Annotated in this window: 16 protein-coding genes and 1 tRNA gene; 6 read left to right on the forward strand and 11 right to left on the reverse strand. The window is 73.9% G+C overall.

Annotated elements, in window-relative coordinates:
* Positions 1 to 72: 72 nt before the first annotated feature.
* A complete protein-coding gene (locus ACZ402_RS11010; protein WP_375823711.1) occupies positions 73 to 1,542 on the reverse strand; it encodes a GmrSD restriction endonuclease domain-containing protein in 1,470 nt (489 codons plus the stop codon).
* Between ACZ402_RS11010 and ACZ402_RS11015 the strand changes: the two genes are divergently transcribed.
* A complete protein-coding gene (locus ACZ402_RS11015; RefSeq protein WP_375823712.1) occupies positions 1,535 to 1,732 on the forward strand; it encodes a hypothetical protein in 198 nt (65 codons plus the stop codon). The two genes, ACZ402_RS11010 and ACZ402_RS11015, sit on opposite strands and share 8 nt — an antisense overlap.
* 492 nt (positions 1,733 to 2,224) lie before the next feature.
* Here the strand turns inward: ACZ402_RS11015 and ACZ402_RS11020 are convergent.
* From ACZ402_RS11020 to ACZ402_RS11050, 7 genes are all read right to left on the reverse strand, one after another.
* A tRNA-Pro gene (locus tag ACZ402_RS11020) sits at positions 2,225 to 2,301 on the reverse strand.
* A gap of 69 nt (positions 2,302 to 2,370) precedes the next feature.
* Positions 2,371 to 3,714 (reverse strand): MFS transporter, encoded by a 1,344-nt coding sequence (locus tag ACZ402_RS11025; RefSeq protein ID WP_465272276.1) that lies wholly within the window; start codon positions 3,712 to 3,714, stop codon positions 2,371 to 2,373.
* A gap of 26 nt (positions 3,715 to 3,740) precedes the next feature.
* The gene (locus tag ACZ402_RS11030) at positions 3,741 to 4,385 is read right to left on the reverse strand and encodes a GntR family transcriptional regulator (RefSeq protein ID WP_375823714.1); all 645 of its coding nucleotides are present in this window, start codon (positions 4,383 to 4,385) and stop codon (positions 3,741 to 3,743) included.
* A gap of 284 nt (positions 4,386 to 4,669) precedes the next feature.
* Positions 4,670 to 5,419, reverse strand: a complete 750-nt coding sequence (locus ACZ402_RS11035) for a DUF899 family protein (RefSeq protein ID WP_375823715.1) — start codon at positions 5,417 to 5,419, stop codon at positions 4,670 to 4,672.
* 81 nt (positions 5,420 to 5,500) lie between these two features.
* Positions 5,501 to 6,058 carry a putative immunity protein gene (locus ACZ402_RS11040; RefSeq protein WP_375823716.1) on the reverse strand — a complete coding sequence of 186 codons (558 nt, stop codon included), beginning with the start codon at positions 6,056 to 6,058 and terminating at the stop codon, positions 5,501 to 5,503.
* A 25-nt stretch (positions 6,059 to 6,083) separates the two neighbouring features.
* Positions 6,084 to 7,184, reverse strand: coding sequence for a DNA glycosylase AlkZ-like family protein (locus tag ACZ402_RS11045; RefSeq protein ID WP_375823717.1), 1,101 nt, complete (start codon positions 7,182 to 7,184; stop codon positions 6,084 to 6,086).
* Positions 7,185 to 7,224: 40 nt separating this feature from the next.
* Positions 7,225 to 8,061 carry an alpha/beta fold hydrolase gene (locus tag ACZ402_RS11050; protein ID WP_375823718.1) on the reverse strand — a complete coding sequence of 279 codons (837 nt, stop codon included), beginning with the start codon at positions 8,059 to 8,061 and terminating at the stop codon, positions 7,225 to 7,227.
* A gap of 190 nt (positions 8,062 to 8,251) precedes the next feature.
* On the opposite strand from ACZ402_RS11050, the gene ACZ402_RS11055 reads away from it, so the two are divergent.
* From ACZ402_RS11055 to ACZ402_RS11065, 3 genes are all read left to right on the forward strand, one after another.
* Complete coding sequence (locus tag ACZ402_RS11055) at positions 8,252 to 9,769, forward strand: MFS transporter (RefSeq protein WP_375823814.1); 1,518 nt, start codon at positions 8,252 to 8,254, stop codon at positions 9,767 to 9,769.
* Between the two features lie 209 nt (positions 9,770 to 9,978).
* Positions 9,979 to 10,725 carry a cohesin domain-containing protein gene (locus tag ACZ402_RS11060; RefSeq protein ID WP_375823719.1) on the forward strand — a complete coding sequence of 249 codons (747 nt, stop codon included), beginning with the start codon at positions 9,979 to 9,981 and terminating at the stop codon, positions 10,723 to 10,725.
* Between the two features lie 71 nt (positions 10,726 to 10,796).
* On the forward strand, positions 10,797 to 12,647 hold the full coding sequence (locus ACZ402_RS11065; protein WP_375823720.1) for an amidase family protein: 1,851 nt from the start codon (positions 10,797 to 10,799) through the stop codon (positions 12,645 to 12,647).
* A gap of 163 nt (positions 12,648 to 12,810) precedes the next feature.
* On the opposite strand, the gene ACZ402_RS11070 is transcribed toward ACZ402_RS11065, so the two are convergent.
* Both ACZ402_RS11070 and ACZ402_RS11075 read right to left on the reverse strand, forming a co-directional pair.
* Positions 12,811 to 13,359 carry a suppressor of fused domain protein gene (locus ACZ402_RS11070; RefSeq protein ID WP_375823721.1) on the reverse strand — a complete coding sequence of 183 codons (549 nt, stop codon included), beginning with the start codon at positions 13,357 to 13,359 and terminating at the stop codon, positions 12,811 to 12,813.
* A gap of 62 nt (positions 13,360 to 13,421) precedes the next feature.
* On the reverse strand, positions 13,422 to 13,850 hold the full coding sequence (locus tag ACZ402_RS11075; protein ID WP_375823722.1) for a hypothetical protein: 429 nt from the start codon (positions 13,848 to 13,850) through the stop codon (positions 13,422 to 13,424).
* A 63-nt stretch (positions 13,851 to 13,913) separates the two neighbouring features.
* On the opposite strand from ACZ402_RS11075, the gene ACZ402_RS11080 reads away from it, so the two are divergent.
* Both ACZ402_RS11080 and ACZ402_RS11085 read left to right on the forward strand, forming a co-directional pair.
* Positions 13,914 to 14,045: a hypothetical protein gene (locus ACZ402_RS11080; RefSeq protein ID WP_375823723.1), complete on the forward strand. Its 132-nt coding sequence runs from the start codon at positions 13,914 to 13,916 to the stop codon at positions 14,043 to 14,045.
* Positions 14,042 to 14,428, forward strand: a complete 387-nt coding sequence (locus ACZ402_RS11085) for a hypothetical protein (protein WP_375823724.1) — start codon at positions 14,042 to 14,044, stop codon at positions 14,426 to 14,428. Before ACZ402_RS11080 ends, ACZ402_RS11085 begins: the two co-directional genes overlap by 4 nt.
* Positions 14,429 to 14,442: 14 nt before the next feature.
* Here the strand turns inward: ACZ402_RS11085 and ACZ402_RS11090 are convergent, their stop codons facing one another.
* Positions 14,443 to 14,913, reverse strand: coding sequence for a MarR family winged helix-turn-helix transcriptional regulator (locus tag ACZ402_RS11090; protein WP_375823725.1), 471 nt, complete (start codon positions 14,911 to 14,913; stop codon positions 14,443 to 14,445).
* Between the last annotated feature and the right edge of the window lie 54 nt (positions 14,914 to 14,967).

Raw genomic sequence — 14,967 nt, forward strand, 5'->3', positions numbered from 1 at the left:
GATCGTCGGGCCGACGTCGGGCGTACAGCACCCGACGCCGCTGTTCCGACGACCCTGGGGTCGGTCACCGCCTCACTCGCATCCGACCCCGTCGTTGTCGCGGTCGAACTTCGACTGGAACCCCGGATCACCAGGGCGGATCGGGGCGGCTCCGGCGGCGCGCACGTCGTCACAGTTCTGGTAGAAGGCGGGTGCCGGTTCTGGTTCGGGTTGCGGCGCTGGCGCGGGCGGCGGCGCCGGCGCCGGGTCGGGCACGACGACAGGGGCGGGCACCGGGTCGGGGACCACCACGGGTTCGGGCACCGGCTCCGACGCCGGGGGTTCAGCCACCACCTCCACCTGCACGTACGAACCGACGGCACCGTCTGCGGCGGGCAACAGCCGGTCGGGACACGAGGTGAGGAGGCGGGCGATGGCGTCGTGCTCCGCCTGGGTGACCCACAGCTTGTAGGCGGCCTTCACCGCAACCTGACGGGCGACGTACTCGCACCGGAACGCTTTGTTCGGCGGCAGCCAGGTCGCCGCATCTCCGTCGCCCTTGGCCTGGTTCGTCGGCCCGTCCACCGCAAGCAGGTTCAGCGGGTCGTTCGCGAACGCCCGGCGGGTGTCGGGGTCGAGCTGTTGAGCGCCCTTCTGCCAGGCGTCCGACAGGGCGACGACATGGTCGATCTGGACCGCGCTGGACGTCGCGTTGCCGCGCTGGAAGGCGATCGTGGTCGCGGTGTACGGGTCGTCGAGGGCACCGGTCAGGACCACGCAGTCGTGAGTGCCCGGCTTGAACGTCTCGCCGGCCAGGTCGCGGGCCAGGATGTCGTTGCGGGTGTCGCACCCGTTGCGGTCCACGTCCGCCCACGCCGGCCCGAAAACGTCCCTGTCGTACCCCGTCTTGGGGGCGCGGCCCTTGACCTCGAGCGTGCCGAGCGCCGCCAGGGCGGTGCTCGGCCCCGCAGCGATGATCGCAGTGTCGAGCTCGGCCGCTTCAACGGGCTCCGCGGTCGCAGCATCCCAGGCCGGGACCGATGCCTCGTCGGTGTCCACCAGGCCCGCGTCCGCGCCGTCGCTCGTGTCCTCGGGCAGGTCACGCTCGTCGTTCTCGGCGACGAGGCCGGCGGGTGCGGGCGGTGCCGCACCGATCCCGACCGCGACCGCACCGGTCGAGACCAGTGCCGTGGCCGCGACCGCCGCCACCGCCGTGCCGAGCACCCGCCGCGGCAGCGGCTTCGGCCCCGTGGGTTGTGCCTGTTCGCGGGCTTGGGCCACACCCGCAGTGGTGCGCAGGTTCTGCGCGATCTGGCCCAGCTCGTCCGGGCCGGCCCCCTGCGCCTTGCGCGTGGACCATACCAACGCCGCATGACCGGCCGCGGCCGTCCCCGCGGGGAAGGACACGCCGCAGTCCTTCATGCGTGTCGACACCGGAAGGGTCACGACTCCGCCGCCGGAATCGATGCGGCTCACCGCGGACCACTTCCACACGCAGGTGCGTCCGTCCGACCCGGCGAACCGCGCGGCCTTGTCCGTGAGGAGGAGCGTCCCCGTGCTCACGACCATGGGGCTCTTCGCGCCGACGCGCCCCCGTGGCTCGACGAGCCGCACACCGGCAAGCTCGCCGCGGACCTTCTCCGACCCCGGTACCCGCGAGTCGGCGAACTCCGGCCGACGCCCGTCCATCATCGAGAGCACCCGCGCGGTCGCGTCGTGGTCGAAGGGTGGCAACGCGTCCGGGGTGCGGTGACGCACCCACGCCCACCGTGCGACGACCGCCGCGAGGGCGCCGAGATAGAGGATCTCGAAGATCCACGCCAGGACGGAACGCTGCGACGACGGCAGCCCGGCACCCATCTCCACCGCGATCCACGCTCCGAGCTGGTAAGGCCACGCGATCGCGTAGTACGCCACCGCAACCGCGATGAGGATGGCGACGATCGCGCCGAACCCACCGCCACCTGTTGACTTCTTCGCCACGTCGCGTCCTTCTCGTGCCTACGGCGACCGGCACGTTCCGGTACGCGCCTCCTCGATGTGCGCGCTCACAGTAGTGGAGGGCGAAGGGGACGGATGAGGGTCGAACGTCCCGATGAGAACCGTGACGGCGGAATACCGCGGTTGAGGACCACGGAGGCGATTGAGAACTTCACCCACCGCGCCGACGGCGCGCGCCGGCCGGGCATCGTCGCCCAGGAACACGAAACAGGCCAGAGAAACACTCGTCCTCTGGCCTGTCCGATGGTCGGGCTGACAGGATTTGAACCTGCGACCCCCTGACCCCCAGTCAGGTGCGCTACCAAGCTGCGCCACAGCCCGTGGCTGGATCACCAGGCGTAACACTCGACGTAACATCGCGCGTCTCGGCCCCGTGAAGCCTCGGATACTCTACCCCATCCGCGACGCCGCCAGCGCACCGTTTGCCCCGGTCGGGGCTGTGCGGTCGGTCTCGTCGGCAGCACCCGAGGTGTCGTCCCGCTCCCCCGTCGGCAGGTGGGCGCGCCACGCGCTGGCGACGATGGCGAGGCACACGGCGGCGATGACCAGTCCGCCGAGGAACATCTGCGTGTACGTCCACCGCACGGACAGCGCCGCGAGCGCCACGGGCACGCAGAACCCGACGTAGGTGATCGAGTAGTAGACCGCCGTGAGGCCGGCGAGGTCGTCGGGCGTCGCGATGCGCTGGACCTCGCTGAGCCCGGCGACGAGCGCGAGCCCGTACCCGGCGCCGAGGACGGCAGCGGCGACGAGCGCGGTCGGGAGGTCGAGCCGGGCCGCGGCGTAGGCGCCGAATCCCATGCCGACGACGACGATGGACATCGCGACGACGGACGCCCGCGCGCTGTGGCGGGTGTCGATGAGTCGGCCGAGCACCTGGATCCCGACGCCGCAGCCGAGGCCGAGCACGGTCATGAGGCCGGAGAACGCGATGGGCGCGCTCCCCGCGCTCGCCGACACGAGCCCGGGCAGCACGGCGTAGGCGCTGCCCGCGCACCCGAACACCCAGGGCGCCACGGGCACGACGACGCGCAGGAACCGCCGGTGCGCGACGGCCGGTACGCGCAGGTCGTCCCGCAGCCGGCCGCGCGCCGCGCCGTCGGGCGCCATGCGCGTCTCCGGCACGCCGAGCACCCACGCCCCGGCGGCGACGGCGAGCACGGCGTGCAGCAGGTAGGCGGTGTGCGTGGGCCAGGGCGCCCACTGCGCGAGCACCGCCGCGACTCCCGCCCCGACGAGGAACCCCAGCGTGAGGGCGAGGCCGGCGCGCCGGGCGCCGGAGCCGCCGTCGGGCACCCCGGACGTGCGGGAGGCCGCGTCGCTGAGCTCCTTGACCCACGTGGTCCCGACGGCCATGACGAGCCCGAGCGCGACGCCGCACAGCACGCGGCCCGTCGCGAGCAGCGCCGCGGACGAGTCGCCCGCGGCGAGCACGAGCGACCCGACGAGCGCGACCGGTGCCGCGGGCAGCAGCAGGGGCCGGCGCCCGTACCGGTCGGACAGCGGGCCGCCGAGCAGGAGCGCGGGGATGATGCCCAGCACGTACGCGGCGAGCAGCGCGTCGACCGTCACCGCCGAGAAGTGCCCGACCTCGCGATAGAGGACGAGCAGCGGCGTGAACTCGTTGCCGCCCCACGCGACGGCGAACATCACCGCCGCGACGGCGAGCCACGCCCGCGGCCCGACGGCGCCCCTCGCCCCGCGAGCAGACGCGGCGGCCTCACTCTCGGTCACCGAGGTCGACGCAGGGGTCACCGCGCTCACAGGCCCGCCCTCGCGTCCTCGAGGTGGCGCTGGATGCGGCGCTTGTAGGTGCGGGTGTCGCGTACCTCGAGCGCGTCGACGAGGGCGCGGTGGCCCGCGACGAACGTCGCGGCCCGCCGCGGGTCCCACCGGACGCTGTGCGCGACCATGCGCTGCTGGCGCTCGCGCAGGCTCACGGAGAACGTCGTGAGGAGCGCGTTGCCGCCGGCCGCGACGATCTCCTGGTGGAATCGCGCGTCCAGCGTCGCGTACTCAGCGACGTCGCCGTCCGCCACCGCCGCCTCCTGCGCGGTGACGAGGTCGCGCAAGAGAGCGACGAGCGTGGCGAGCTCGGTGTCGGGCAGGCGCACGACGCTCTGCGCCGCGTGCGTCTCGACGAGCAGGCGCGCGTCGAGGACGTCGTCCGCCTCCCCCGGCGCGGCGGGCACGACGAGCGCGCCTCGTTTCGGGTAGAGGCGCAGCAGACCCTCGGCCTCCAGGCGCAGGAACGCCTCGCGCACGGGCGTGCGGCTCACGCCGAGCTGCTCCGCGATCTCCCCCTCGCTCGTCATGGACCCGCCGGGCAGGCTCCCGCCGAGGACGAGGGACTTCACGTGCCGATACGCCTGCTCGGTGGCAGAACCGCTGGTCGTTCGAGGCATAGATACATGATGCATCTATCTGGTGCGCGACATCGACATCAGCGGTGCCCGAAAAGCGTGGGCCTCGCCACACCCGGTGCGCGACCCTCAAGTGACCGTCCAGACCACTTCATACTTACAGTTTCGACGAAACTGTAAGTAAGGCGTCGTGGTGCACCCAGTCGTACGCGGCGTTCGGCAGCATGACGGGATCCTCGGCCTACTCGGCGTCGACGCGCGGTGATCCGGCACCGCTGTGCGCCCTGCGCACCTCAGTGGTGGTGACCGCCCCGGCCCAGCGTCTCCTACGGCGTCGCACCGGGACGGGTCCGCTGCGGCACGGGGCGGGTCGTAGGCCCCCAGCCGTCGACGCCGTCGGCGTCCGCACGCCAGTACCAGCACACGCCCTTGCCCTCGGGCCAGTCGTCGGGAGTGTCCTCCCACGCCTCCCGGCGGCCGTAGGGGGTCATGTCGAGCAGGGCGAAGTGCGGGCTGGTCGGCTCGTTGCCGCGGCCCGTCGTGCGGTACGTGAGGAACACGCGGTCGCCGTCGCGCAGGAAGCAGCTCACGTAGCCCATCTCGCCGCCGACCGGCTCGTCGAGCCCACGCACCGAATACCACGGCTGGGTGTAGCCCATGAAGTCGACGTAGGGCGCAACCTCCTCCCACCGCCCGACGGTGAGGATCGCGAACGAGACACCGCGCGCGTTGAGGTAGACGGCGTCCCGCAGGCCCCACGCCGTCCAGGTACACCCCTCGCACTGCCCCTGGTGCGGGGCGCCGTCGTGCCACATGTGCTGGTAGACCACGAGCTCGTCGCGCCCCTCGAACAGGTCGACGAACGGGACCGGCCCGTCGGGCCCGACGACCTCCACAGTGCCGTCGATCTCCACCATGGGCAGTCGGCGTCGCGCCGCCGCGATGGCGTCGCCCTCGTGGGTATGCGCCTTCTCGCGCACGAGGAGCTCGTCCCGGGCGGCCTGCCAGGTGGCGAGGTCGACGACGGGGGGTCGTCCCGGCAGGGTGGCGGCCGGGCTGCTGGGCGTGGTCGTCATGGTGTCCTCCGCGGTGTCGGACGCCGGACGGCGCACACCGCCCGACGGGTCACCTGCGCCGACCGACCGTGCCTCGCAAACTCATCGCTGCCACCCTTCCTGGGACGCCGCCTCCCGCAGCTCGGTGTCGAGGCGGCGGACAAGCTCGCCCACGCGCCCGCCCCCGCCGGGCGCGGGCGGGTACCGGCGCAGCACGTCGACGACCTCAGGCGACGAGAGCGCACGCGCGGCGTCGAGGAGTCCTGTGGCGGCAGACTCGTCCCCGCCCGCGGCGAGCTGGGCGGCGTGCGCCGCGTGGGCCGCCGAACCGAGGATGTGCTTCACCTGGTGGGCGTCGGCGATCGGGTGCAGGTACGCGGCGCCCGCCGCCGCCATCGCGGCCCGCGCGGCCTCGGCGGCGGCCGGCTGCTCCGCCTCCTTCGCCGCCCGGAGCGCCGCCCACGCGGTGTCCCGCAAGGCCTTGCCCCGCGCGCCGCCCCGGGCGAAGGCCCACGCCGCCTCGATCGCCTCGCGGGGCCGGGCGTCGTCCGGCCGCACCGCCTCGACGATCTCCAGCGCCTGCTCCGCACACCGGGCCGCGTACCCGGCGACCTCCCGCAGGTCGTCCGTGCTCAGCTCGACCCCGCCGGTCGTCGCCACGTGCCGCTCCCTCCGCCGCGCCCGTTCACCCGTCCGTCACGGGCCGCAGGTCCCGCCCGAGCACACTACCCAGCCGTGCGACCGCCCCGGCGAGCGCGTCGTCGGGCGCGCGAACGCTGTCGAACCACGTGACGCGCACCTCCTCGCCCGCGAGCGCCCACGTCCCCGCGACGACCCCGCCCACGGTGACGACGGCCGCCCCGCGGCTCACCACGCCGCGGTGCGCCGGTGGCACGACGTTCGGGTCCGCGGTGCCGGGGCCGAGCACCCACTGGTCGAGCGCGGGAAGGAACCGCACCGCCTCCGACGCGCGCGTACCCGCGAGCTCGTCGACGTGCTCGCGAAGCATGAGGGCGCGGTCGCCCTCGACGTCGACCTCGACGAGCACGTCGTCGCGCAGCTCCGCCAGCCACCGGTTCAGCCGGGCACGGCCGGCGCCCAGTCCCTGCCCGAGCCAGTAGTGCACGTGCTCGGGCGTCGCGGGGCCGTACGTGCCGACGTACGCGAGGATCGCGTGCCGGCCCGCGGCGTCGAGGTCGGGCCAGTCGACCCACCGCGGGTTGGTGTCGAGGCGCTGGAACGTCGTGCGCCCGTCGCGTGCGGGGGCGAAGCTCATGTCGCCGAACCACGTGAGCGGCTTGAGCAGCGTGTCCGTCCCGTCGCCGAACGACGGCCGCAGGTGCGCGAACCGCGCGTGCGCCGCGACGGTGTCACCCAGCGCGGACCGTGTGAGCGGGCCGTCGGCGAGCGCGTCGCGCACGACGGCGCGCAGGTCGGGCCAGTCCTCGGGCTCGAGCCGGTAGTACTCCCGCCAGCTCGCGCGCTCCCACATGCGTCCCGCCCGGCGCAGCGCCAGGTACGCACCGCCGTCCTCGGGCGTGACGAGGTGCGTCGCCCCGCGGAACGCGTACGTGCGCACGAGGCGCCCATCCTTGAGCGCCCGCCCGACGTCGCCCACCTCGGACGCGCGCTGCCGCACGCGGACCGCGAGCTCGGCCACGTCGTCGGAGGCCGCGGGGACGGCGCCCAGCCGCCCGACGACCCCCTCGGCCGGTTCGTCCCCGACCGGGTCGAGCAGGTGCCGCCTCGCGCGCCAGGCGAGCGCCTGCGCCCAGGTGATGGCCACGTCCGCAGGCTAGCCCCGGGCGCCGACACCCGCGCTGGTCTCAGACCACGGGGCCGGAGCCCTGCGCGATCTGGAGGACGCGGGAGACGCCCGGCTGGTCGGGGTCGTCGGTGATCTCGCGCCCGTCGAGCCAGCACTCGATGACGTGGGCGAGCTCGCCGGGGTGGCTGAAGTTCATGGCGTGGGCGGCGCCGTCGATCGCGACGATCGTCACGTGCGGGGGCGCGAGCGTGCCGACCTCACGCACGCGCCGGGGCGGCGGCATGAGGGGGTCCCGTGTGCCGACGACCGCGAGGGTCGGCACGGGGACGCGGATCACGCGCTCGAGCGACGGGAACCGGACGAGCTCGGCGAACAGGTGGAGCGCGTTGACGGCGCCGAAGCGCGCGTAGTCGGGCACGGCGATCCGGGCCATGCGCGGGCTCTCCCGGCCGGCGTCGCGCGCGAGCTGGGTGAGGGCGCGGGCGAACGGCTGGTTGTGCACGCCGCCGGCGGGCGAGGCGAGGACGATGCCTGCGACGCGCTCCGGTGCGGCGTGCGCGACCTCGAGGCTGATGGGGCCGCCCATGGAGTTGCCCACGAGGATCACCCGTTCGAGCTCGAGCGCGTCGAGCAGCGAGAGCAGCGCCCACGCGAGCGACGGGATCCCGAGGGTGTGCCCCCACCGCTCGCTGCGCCCGTAGCCGGGCAGGTCGGGCACGACGGCGGTCGCCCGGTGGGCCAGGCGCTCCGCGGTCGGGAGCAGGTACGTGCCGGAGACCGCGAACCCGTGCACGTGCACGATCGGGACGGCGCCCGGCACATCCGGCCCGACGCGCACGAACACGTCGTGCCCCTCCACGTCGACGTGGCGCGAGCGCCACCCGTCAGCAGCCATAGGCCGATGGTGGCACCGCGCGCGTCGCGGCGCCCGGGCAGCGGGAGCACCCTCGGCGGGTGAGGCGCGGGTGCCGCGTGGCCGTGAGCATGGACGGCGGACGGGGGTCGACGTGGAGCAGAGCACCGAGAACACCGCCGGCCGGCCGACCGCGGCCGCCCGGCGCCTCGCGCTGCTCCTCGCGGCGGCGATGTTCGTCCTCGTCGTCGACACGTCGTTCATGAACGTGTCGATCTCGGCGGTCGTGCGGGACCTCGACACGACCGTCAGCGGAGTCCAGACGGCGATCGCGCTCGAGGCGCTCGTGTCCGCGTCGTTCATCCTCGTGGGCAGCAAGGTGGGCGACCTCGTCGGCCGGCGCCGGGCGTACGTCGTCGGCCTGCTCGCGTACGGCGCGGGCGCGATCGCGATGACGCTCGCGCAGAGCCTCGTCGCGGTGGTGATCTTCTGGTCGGTCATCGGCGGCCTGGGCGCCGCGCTGCTGCTCCCCGCCATGCAGTCGCTCGTGCACGGCAACTTCGACGGCGCCGCGCGCAAGTCCGCCTACGCGCTCGTGGGGGCCGCGGCGTCGATCGCGGCGGCGGTGGGGCCGCTGCTCGGCGGCGTCATCACCACGACGCTGTCGTGGCGCGTGGCCTTCGGGCTCGAGGCCGTGGTGATCGTGGTGGTGCTCCTGGGCGTGCGGCTCGTGCGCGACGTCCCGTACACCGGCGACCGCACGGTGGACGTCGTGGGGACGATCCTGTCGGTCGTCGGGATGGGCGGCATCGTCCTCGGCGTCCTCGTGTGGCAGGAGGGCGGGGAGGCCGTCGGGGCGTTCGTCGTCGTCGGCGCTGCGGGCCTCGTGGGTCTTGCGGTCTGGCTGGTGCGGCGTGCGCGGGCGGGCCTGACGACGCTCGTCGACCCGGGCCTGTTCCGCTCCCCCGCGTTCCGCATCGGCGTCTCGCAGCAGCTCCTGCAACAGGTCGCGCTCGGTGGCGCGATGATCGCGCTGCCGATCTTCCTCCAGATGGCGCTCGGCTACGACGCGCTCCTGGCCGGGCTCTCGCTCGCCCCGCTGTCGCTGACGATGTTCGCCGCCGCGCTCGTCGCGGGCAAGCGCCCCGGCCGACGTCGACCGGCCACGCGCGTGCTCGCGGGATTCACGCTGCTCGTCCTCGGGATCGCGGCAGCGGTCCTGGTGGTGCCGCGCGCGACGTCGGGCTGGTGGCTGGCTCTGCCGCTCGTCGTCTCGGGCGCCGGGCTCGGCCTGCTCGTGTCGCAGCTCAACGCCTACACGCTCTCCCCCGTCCCCGAGGAGCGCGCGAGCGAGGCCGCGGGCGTCAGCTCGGCCGCCGGGTCGTTCGGGCTCTCGCTCGGCCTCGCGGTCGCCGGCGCGGTGATGCTCGCCTCGCTCGCCACAGGCTTCACCGCGCAGGCCGAGTCGAGCACCGTCCTGCCCCCGGACGACAAGCAGCAGGTCGCGGCGGTGCTCGAGGACGACGCCGAGATCATGAGCGACGCCCAGCTCGTCGAGCTGCTCGCCGACGAGCCGCCCGAGGTGCAGGACGAGATCCTGCGCATCAACGACGACGTCCGGGCCCGCGCGCTCCAGGTCGCGCTCCTCGTCCCGCTCGTCGCGGGGCTGCTCGGCGTGGTCGCCGCGCCGCGCATGCGACGGATCCCCGATCCCGAGGTGCGCGAGGACGCGCCCCCGACCCTCGGCTGAACCCGCCCGGACGCCCGACGACGGCGCACCACGGGGCGAACCGCCCGGAGCGCCCGTGACCGGACCGAGACACCCTTCGTTGCTCGCGCTAACCGTCGTGAAACGCCCGGGAAACAGGCTCTTGTGAGCATCGGTCCCGGCAGGGGGCTCCACCACCACCACGGTCGTGCGCGCAGTCGGCGCGCGCCCGAGGAAGGACCAGCTCCTCCATGACGCCCTCTCCCTCGCGCCGACGGCTCGGCCGGCGCGCCGCGCTCGTCGGCGGCCTGGCGGTCGCCGCGACCGCCCTCACCGCCCCGGCGCACGCCGCGCCGTCCGTCTCCGCCGTGGCCCTCGACGCGCCGTCGAGCGTCGAGGCCGGCGCCCCGATCACGGTGACGGTCGCCGCGACCGGAGCGGTCGACCTCTACGCCTACGACCTGGCGGTCTCCTACGACCCCGACCTCGTCGAGCTCGTCGAGGACTCCGCCGTCACGCCCGACGGCGGGTTCTCCGACGTGGCCGACGACGGGTCCGGGACAGTCGCCGTCACGCACACGCGGCTCGGCACGTCCCCCGGCCTCGAGGGCGACGTCACGCTCGCGACCCTCACGTTCACCGCCGTGGCCGGGGGCGACGCTCCGTTCGCCGTCCCCACGGCCACCCTCGTCGGTGCCGACGGCACGACGGCGTCGCTCACCGACGCCGCGTCCGCCACGACGACCGTCACCGCCGTCGTGACGGCACCGCCCACGGGCGACCCGACGGACGGCGCGACCTCCGCGCCGCCGACCGGTGACGGCACGACCGCCCCCGGGGCCGACGACGCGTCCGACTCGCCGTCGACCTCGACCGGCTCGGGCTCGCTCGCCTCGACAGGCGGGAGCGTCGCCTGGCTCGCCGGTGCCGCGCTGCTCGCCGTCGTGGTGGGTGCCGGGATCCTCTGGGCGCGGCGCCGGGCGGTGGTCTCCCGATGAGCCACGACCCGACGCCCGTCGCACCCGCCGACCGCGCACCACGACGGCCCACCACCATGAAGGAGCAGCCCGTGCCCACCATCCACCGGCGAGCCGCGGCGGGCGGGCTCGCCGCGCTCAGCGTCACCGGCCTCGTGCTCGCCGTCGCCGCGGCTCCCGCCGCGACGGCGGCCCCCGTCACCGCGCCGTTCCTCGCGCCGTACTGGACCGAGCTCGACCTCACGGGCGACGACCAGGTGACCGTCGCCGACCTCGACGTCGTCACCGCGGCGCTCGGCGCGACGGCCGACGACGCCGCGTGGGACGACGTCGCGGCGGCCGACACGGACGGCGACGGCACGATCACCGTCGCTGACCTCGCGGCCGTCTCCCAGCGGATGATCTACGACGACGGACCGTTCGAGCTCGTCGAGGCCTCGGTGCTCGACATGCAGGCGGCGATGAACGCCGGGGTCACGTCGTCGGTCGCGATCACCCAGGAGTACCTGGACCGCATCGCGGCCTACGACACGACGCTCGTCGACACGGGCGCGGGCGGGCGACCCCTGCACTCGATCATCACGACGAGCGACGTCGCGCTCGAGGCCGCGGCGCGCGCGGACGCAGCACGGGACGCGAACGGCATGACGAGCCTGCTCCTCGGCGTGCCCGTCGCGGTCAAGGACAACTACGACACGAAGGACATGCCCACCACGGGCGGCTGCGGGTGCTGGGACGCCAACCAGACCGCCACGGACGCGACGATGGTCGACGGGCTGCGCGCCGACGGCGCCGTGATCCTCGCCAAGGCGAGCCTCGACGAGTTCGCGTTCGGGTTCGTGTCCGAGTTCTCGGCGTTCCAGGACGCGGGGACGAGCACGCTCGTCGCGAGCCCGTACGTCACGAGCCGTAGCGCAGGCGGGTCGAGCGGCGGCACGGGCGCGGCGATCGCCGCCAACCTCGCAGGGATCGGGTTCGGCACGGACACGGGCGGCTCGATCCGAGTGCCGTCGTCGTACAACCAGCTCGTGGGTGTGCGGCCGACGGTCGGGCTCGCGAGCCGCGACGGCATCATCCCGCTCGCGCTGAGCCAGGACACGGGCGGCCCCATGGCGCGCAGCGTCCTGGACGCGGCCGCCGCGCTCGACGCGGTCGTGGGCGTCGACCCTGCGGACCCCGTGACGTCGCGCCAGGAGGGAGCGGTCCCCGCCTCGTACACGCAGTACCTGGACGCGGACGCGCTCGACGGCGCCCGCATCGGGTACGTGCCGTCCATGCTGGGGAGCAACGCCACGACCCTGCGCCTCTGGGCGCAGACGCGGGCCACGCTGGAGTCGCTCGGCGCCACCGTCGTCGAGGTGACGCCGCCCACGAGCTGGTCGCCGGTCCTCCCGAACGGGTTCGCGAGCGTGCTCAACGAGGGGTCGGGCTCGACGAACGAGTTCAAGCACGACCTGGACGAGTACGTCGCGAACCACCTCTCGCCCGACGTCGAGGCCCGGTCCCTGGCCGGCATCGTCGAGTCCGGGCGGTACGTCCCGTCGCGGCGCGGCACCTACGTGTCGCGCGACGCCGTCACCCCGGAGACGTACCAGGCGTGGGCCGGCCCCGCGGGCACGCACACGAAGGTGCTCGCCGAGGGCAAGCAGCTCGTCACCGCGATGCTCGACGACGCCGACCTCGACGCGCTCGTCTACCCCAGCGCGAACCCGTACGGGACCATCGGCACCAACCTGCGGCTCAGCCCCAACACGGGCCTTCCCGCCGTGACGGTGCCGATCGGACAGGCGACCGAGGCCGACGCGACCGTCACGGGCGGCGGCGTCAACCTCGAGCTCCTGGGCCGTGACTTCGAGGAGGGCCCGATCCTCGGTCTCGCGTTCGCGCTCGAGCAGGCGACGCAGGCACGGACCTCCCCGGCGCTCTACGGCCCGCTCGGCTGAGCTGGGACCGTCCACGTCTCTTCGGACGCCTCCACGGCTTGACGACGGTCGGATCTCTCGCAGGTCCGACCGTCGTCGGGCGTTGCTCGATCATGGGTCACCGTGCCCACCGACCACGTCCGTCGCGCGACCCGGACGACCTCCACGCCGTCGCCCGACGCGGTCAGGGACGCGTGACGTCGAGAAGGGCGTCGATCGACCCGACCTCCTCGACGAGTCCCGACCACCCGAACTGCGCGGCGGTCTGCGCCTCCGAGTCGGTGAGCAGCCGCAGGGTGCGGACGTGGCCGACCACGCTCCCTGCCGGATCGAGCACGTCGTCCAGCGCGGCACCCCACCGCGAGCCCGTCGCCATGATCGCGGAGATCCGCGTCCCGGACAGGAACGGGTCACCGTTGCGCCACGGCGTCTCGAACGGTGGGGTGCGGCGGTTGACGGCGATGTCGTCGCACACGATCCGCAGGGCGACGAGCGCGGCGCCCTCCTGACCCTCCGGCACCTCGACCGCCAGCTCGACGGGAGGCCCAGTCTCCACCGGCAACCGGGACACGCCCGCGGTGAGGAGTGTGAACGGCCCGTCCGTCGGCTGCTTGGCCACGACCATGACGGAGCCGCCGATACGCTCGTCGAGCAGCGCCGGCGGGACGCCGAACGCGTCGAAGACGTGGTTCGGAAAGGCATCGTGGCTGGCCGCGAGGGGAAGGTCGGTCATGGCCCTCGACCCTAGGGCACCGGAGACGGGCTGACCGCGCTGTCCCGTCCTGCCGAGGGTCGTCAGTCCCAGACCAGCGACAGCACCCGGTAGCCGTCGGGCACGACCGGGACGTCCGAGAAGTCGCCCTCCTCGTGCACGAGCCCGTCGAACGCGCCGTCGTACTGCAGCTCGTCCACGACGAGGCGCTCGTCGACCACCCGCTCCTCCAGCGTGGTGCAGACCGCGATGCCCTCGGCGAGCACGTCCCCGACGGAATCCTCGAACGTCTCCTCGTGGAGCTGCACCCGCACCCACGCGACGGCGTCGTCCCGCTCCAGCTCGCGCAGCCTGCGGCCGATCTCAGCCAACGGCGGACGGCCGAACCCCCACTGGTTCGGCGCGAGGGACTCCTCCTGCTCGTTGCCGTCGAAGAACTCGTCGAGCGTGAGCATCGGGTACGCGCCGTCGGCCGCGGCCGAGCGCACCATGACCTCGTCGTGGGTGATCACGCGCCGACCCTACGCGAGCGGTGCGCGGTGCGGGCACGCGTCCCGCACCGGTACGTTCGTCCGGTGCGCGACTGGGACTACCTCCTCGACATGATGCTGGCGCGGCCGGGCGTGTACGTGGGGCTGCCCTCGTTCGTGCACCTGAGAGCGCTCCTCTCCGAGTTTCGCGCGAGCGAGAAGGACGCCACCCGATGAGCTTCGACGTGTTCCTCCAGCGATTCGTCGACGGCGAGGCCACAGACTGCAACGCCCGCGCCCTGCTCGCCGTCCTCGATCCGTACGTCGAGCGCGATGTCCGCACCGGCGAGTTGACGAGAGCTGTGTTCGAGGACGGCGATGCCGAGGTCTACGGCACCGACGTCTCGCGTGGACTGATGCTCAGCCACATCGTCGGGCTGGCGGCGTGGGAGACGGTCACGGACCTCGCGAGAGCGGGCTCGCTGGCGATCCTCGCCGTCGGCTGCCCGGCAGCGGTGCCGCGCGGGAACCTCTTGCCGCACCTTCCGGCCGAGCTGCGCGAGGGCGCGGTCGTCGTGACACGCGGGAGCGAGTTGCGCGCGGCCCTCGGGATCCGCTGACGCGCGGGGCGCTCCTACTCGAGGTCGCCCACCTCCGCGACGACGCGCTCGGCGAGTGCCGCGAGCGCCGCGAGCTCGGCTGGCGTCGCGAGGTCGACGAGGTGGCGGCGCACGGACTCGACGTGCGCGGGCGCGGCGGCCTCAAGCGTCGCGAACCCGTGGTCGGTGAGCACGACGACGGCGTTCCGGCCGTCATCGGGGTCCGGCTCGCGGGCGACGAGCCCGCGCGCCTCCATGCGTGCGAGGTGGTGCGAGAGCCGGCTCCTGGACCAGAGCATGCGGGCCGCCAGCTCGCGGAGCTGCCACCGGTGGCCGGCCTGCTCGGACAGGGTCGAGAGCACGTCGTAGTCCGGGTCGGACAGCCCGGAGTCCCGCGCCAGGTCGCGCGCGAGCGCGACGGGCAGCACGGTCTGCATGCGGCGGTAGCCGCGCCACGCGCGCTCTTCGTCGGGCGAGAGCCATCGAGGCTCGGCAACGTCGGTCATGGGGCCAGCATCGCACACTCGTTGACATGTCATCGAGCCTCGTGCTTGTATCGA

This window comes from Cellulosimicrobium sp. NPDC030954, assembly GCF_055571305.1.

Coding starts and splice junctions, on each gene's coding strand:
- ACZ402_RS11030 (WP_375823714.1), bottom strand. CDS start 4,385: ATGCCTCGAACGACCAGCGGTTCTGCCACCGAGCAGGCGTATCGGCAC.
- ACZ402_RS11035 (WP_375823715.1), bottom strand. CDS start 5,419: ATGACGACCACGCCCAGCAGCCCGGCCGCCACCCTGCCGGGACGACCC.
- ACZ402_RS11050 (WP_375823718.1), bottom strand. CDS start 8,061: ATGGCTGCTGACGGGTGGCGCTCGCGCCACGTCGACGTGGAGGGGCAC.
- ACZ402_RS11055 (WP_375823814.1), top strand. CDS start 8,252: ATGTTCGTCCTCGTCGTCGACACGTCGTTCATGAACGTGTCGATCTCG.
- ACZ402_RS11060 (WP_375823719.1), top strand. CDS start 9,979: ATGACGCCCTCTCCCTCGCGCCGACGGCTCGGCCGGCGCGCCGCGCTC.
- ACZ402_RS11070 (WP_375823721.1), bottom strand. CDS start 13,359: ATGACCGACCTTCCCCTCGCGGCCAGCCACGATGCCTTTCCGAACCAC.
- ACZ402_RS11085 (WP_375823724.1), top strand. CDS start 14,042: ATGAGCTTCGACGTGTTCCTCCAGCGATTCGTCGACGGCGAGGCCACA.
- ACZ402_RS11090 (WP_375823725.1), bottom strand. CDS start 14,913: ATGACCGACGTTGCCGAGCCTCGATGGCTCTCGCCCGACGAAGAGCGC.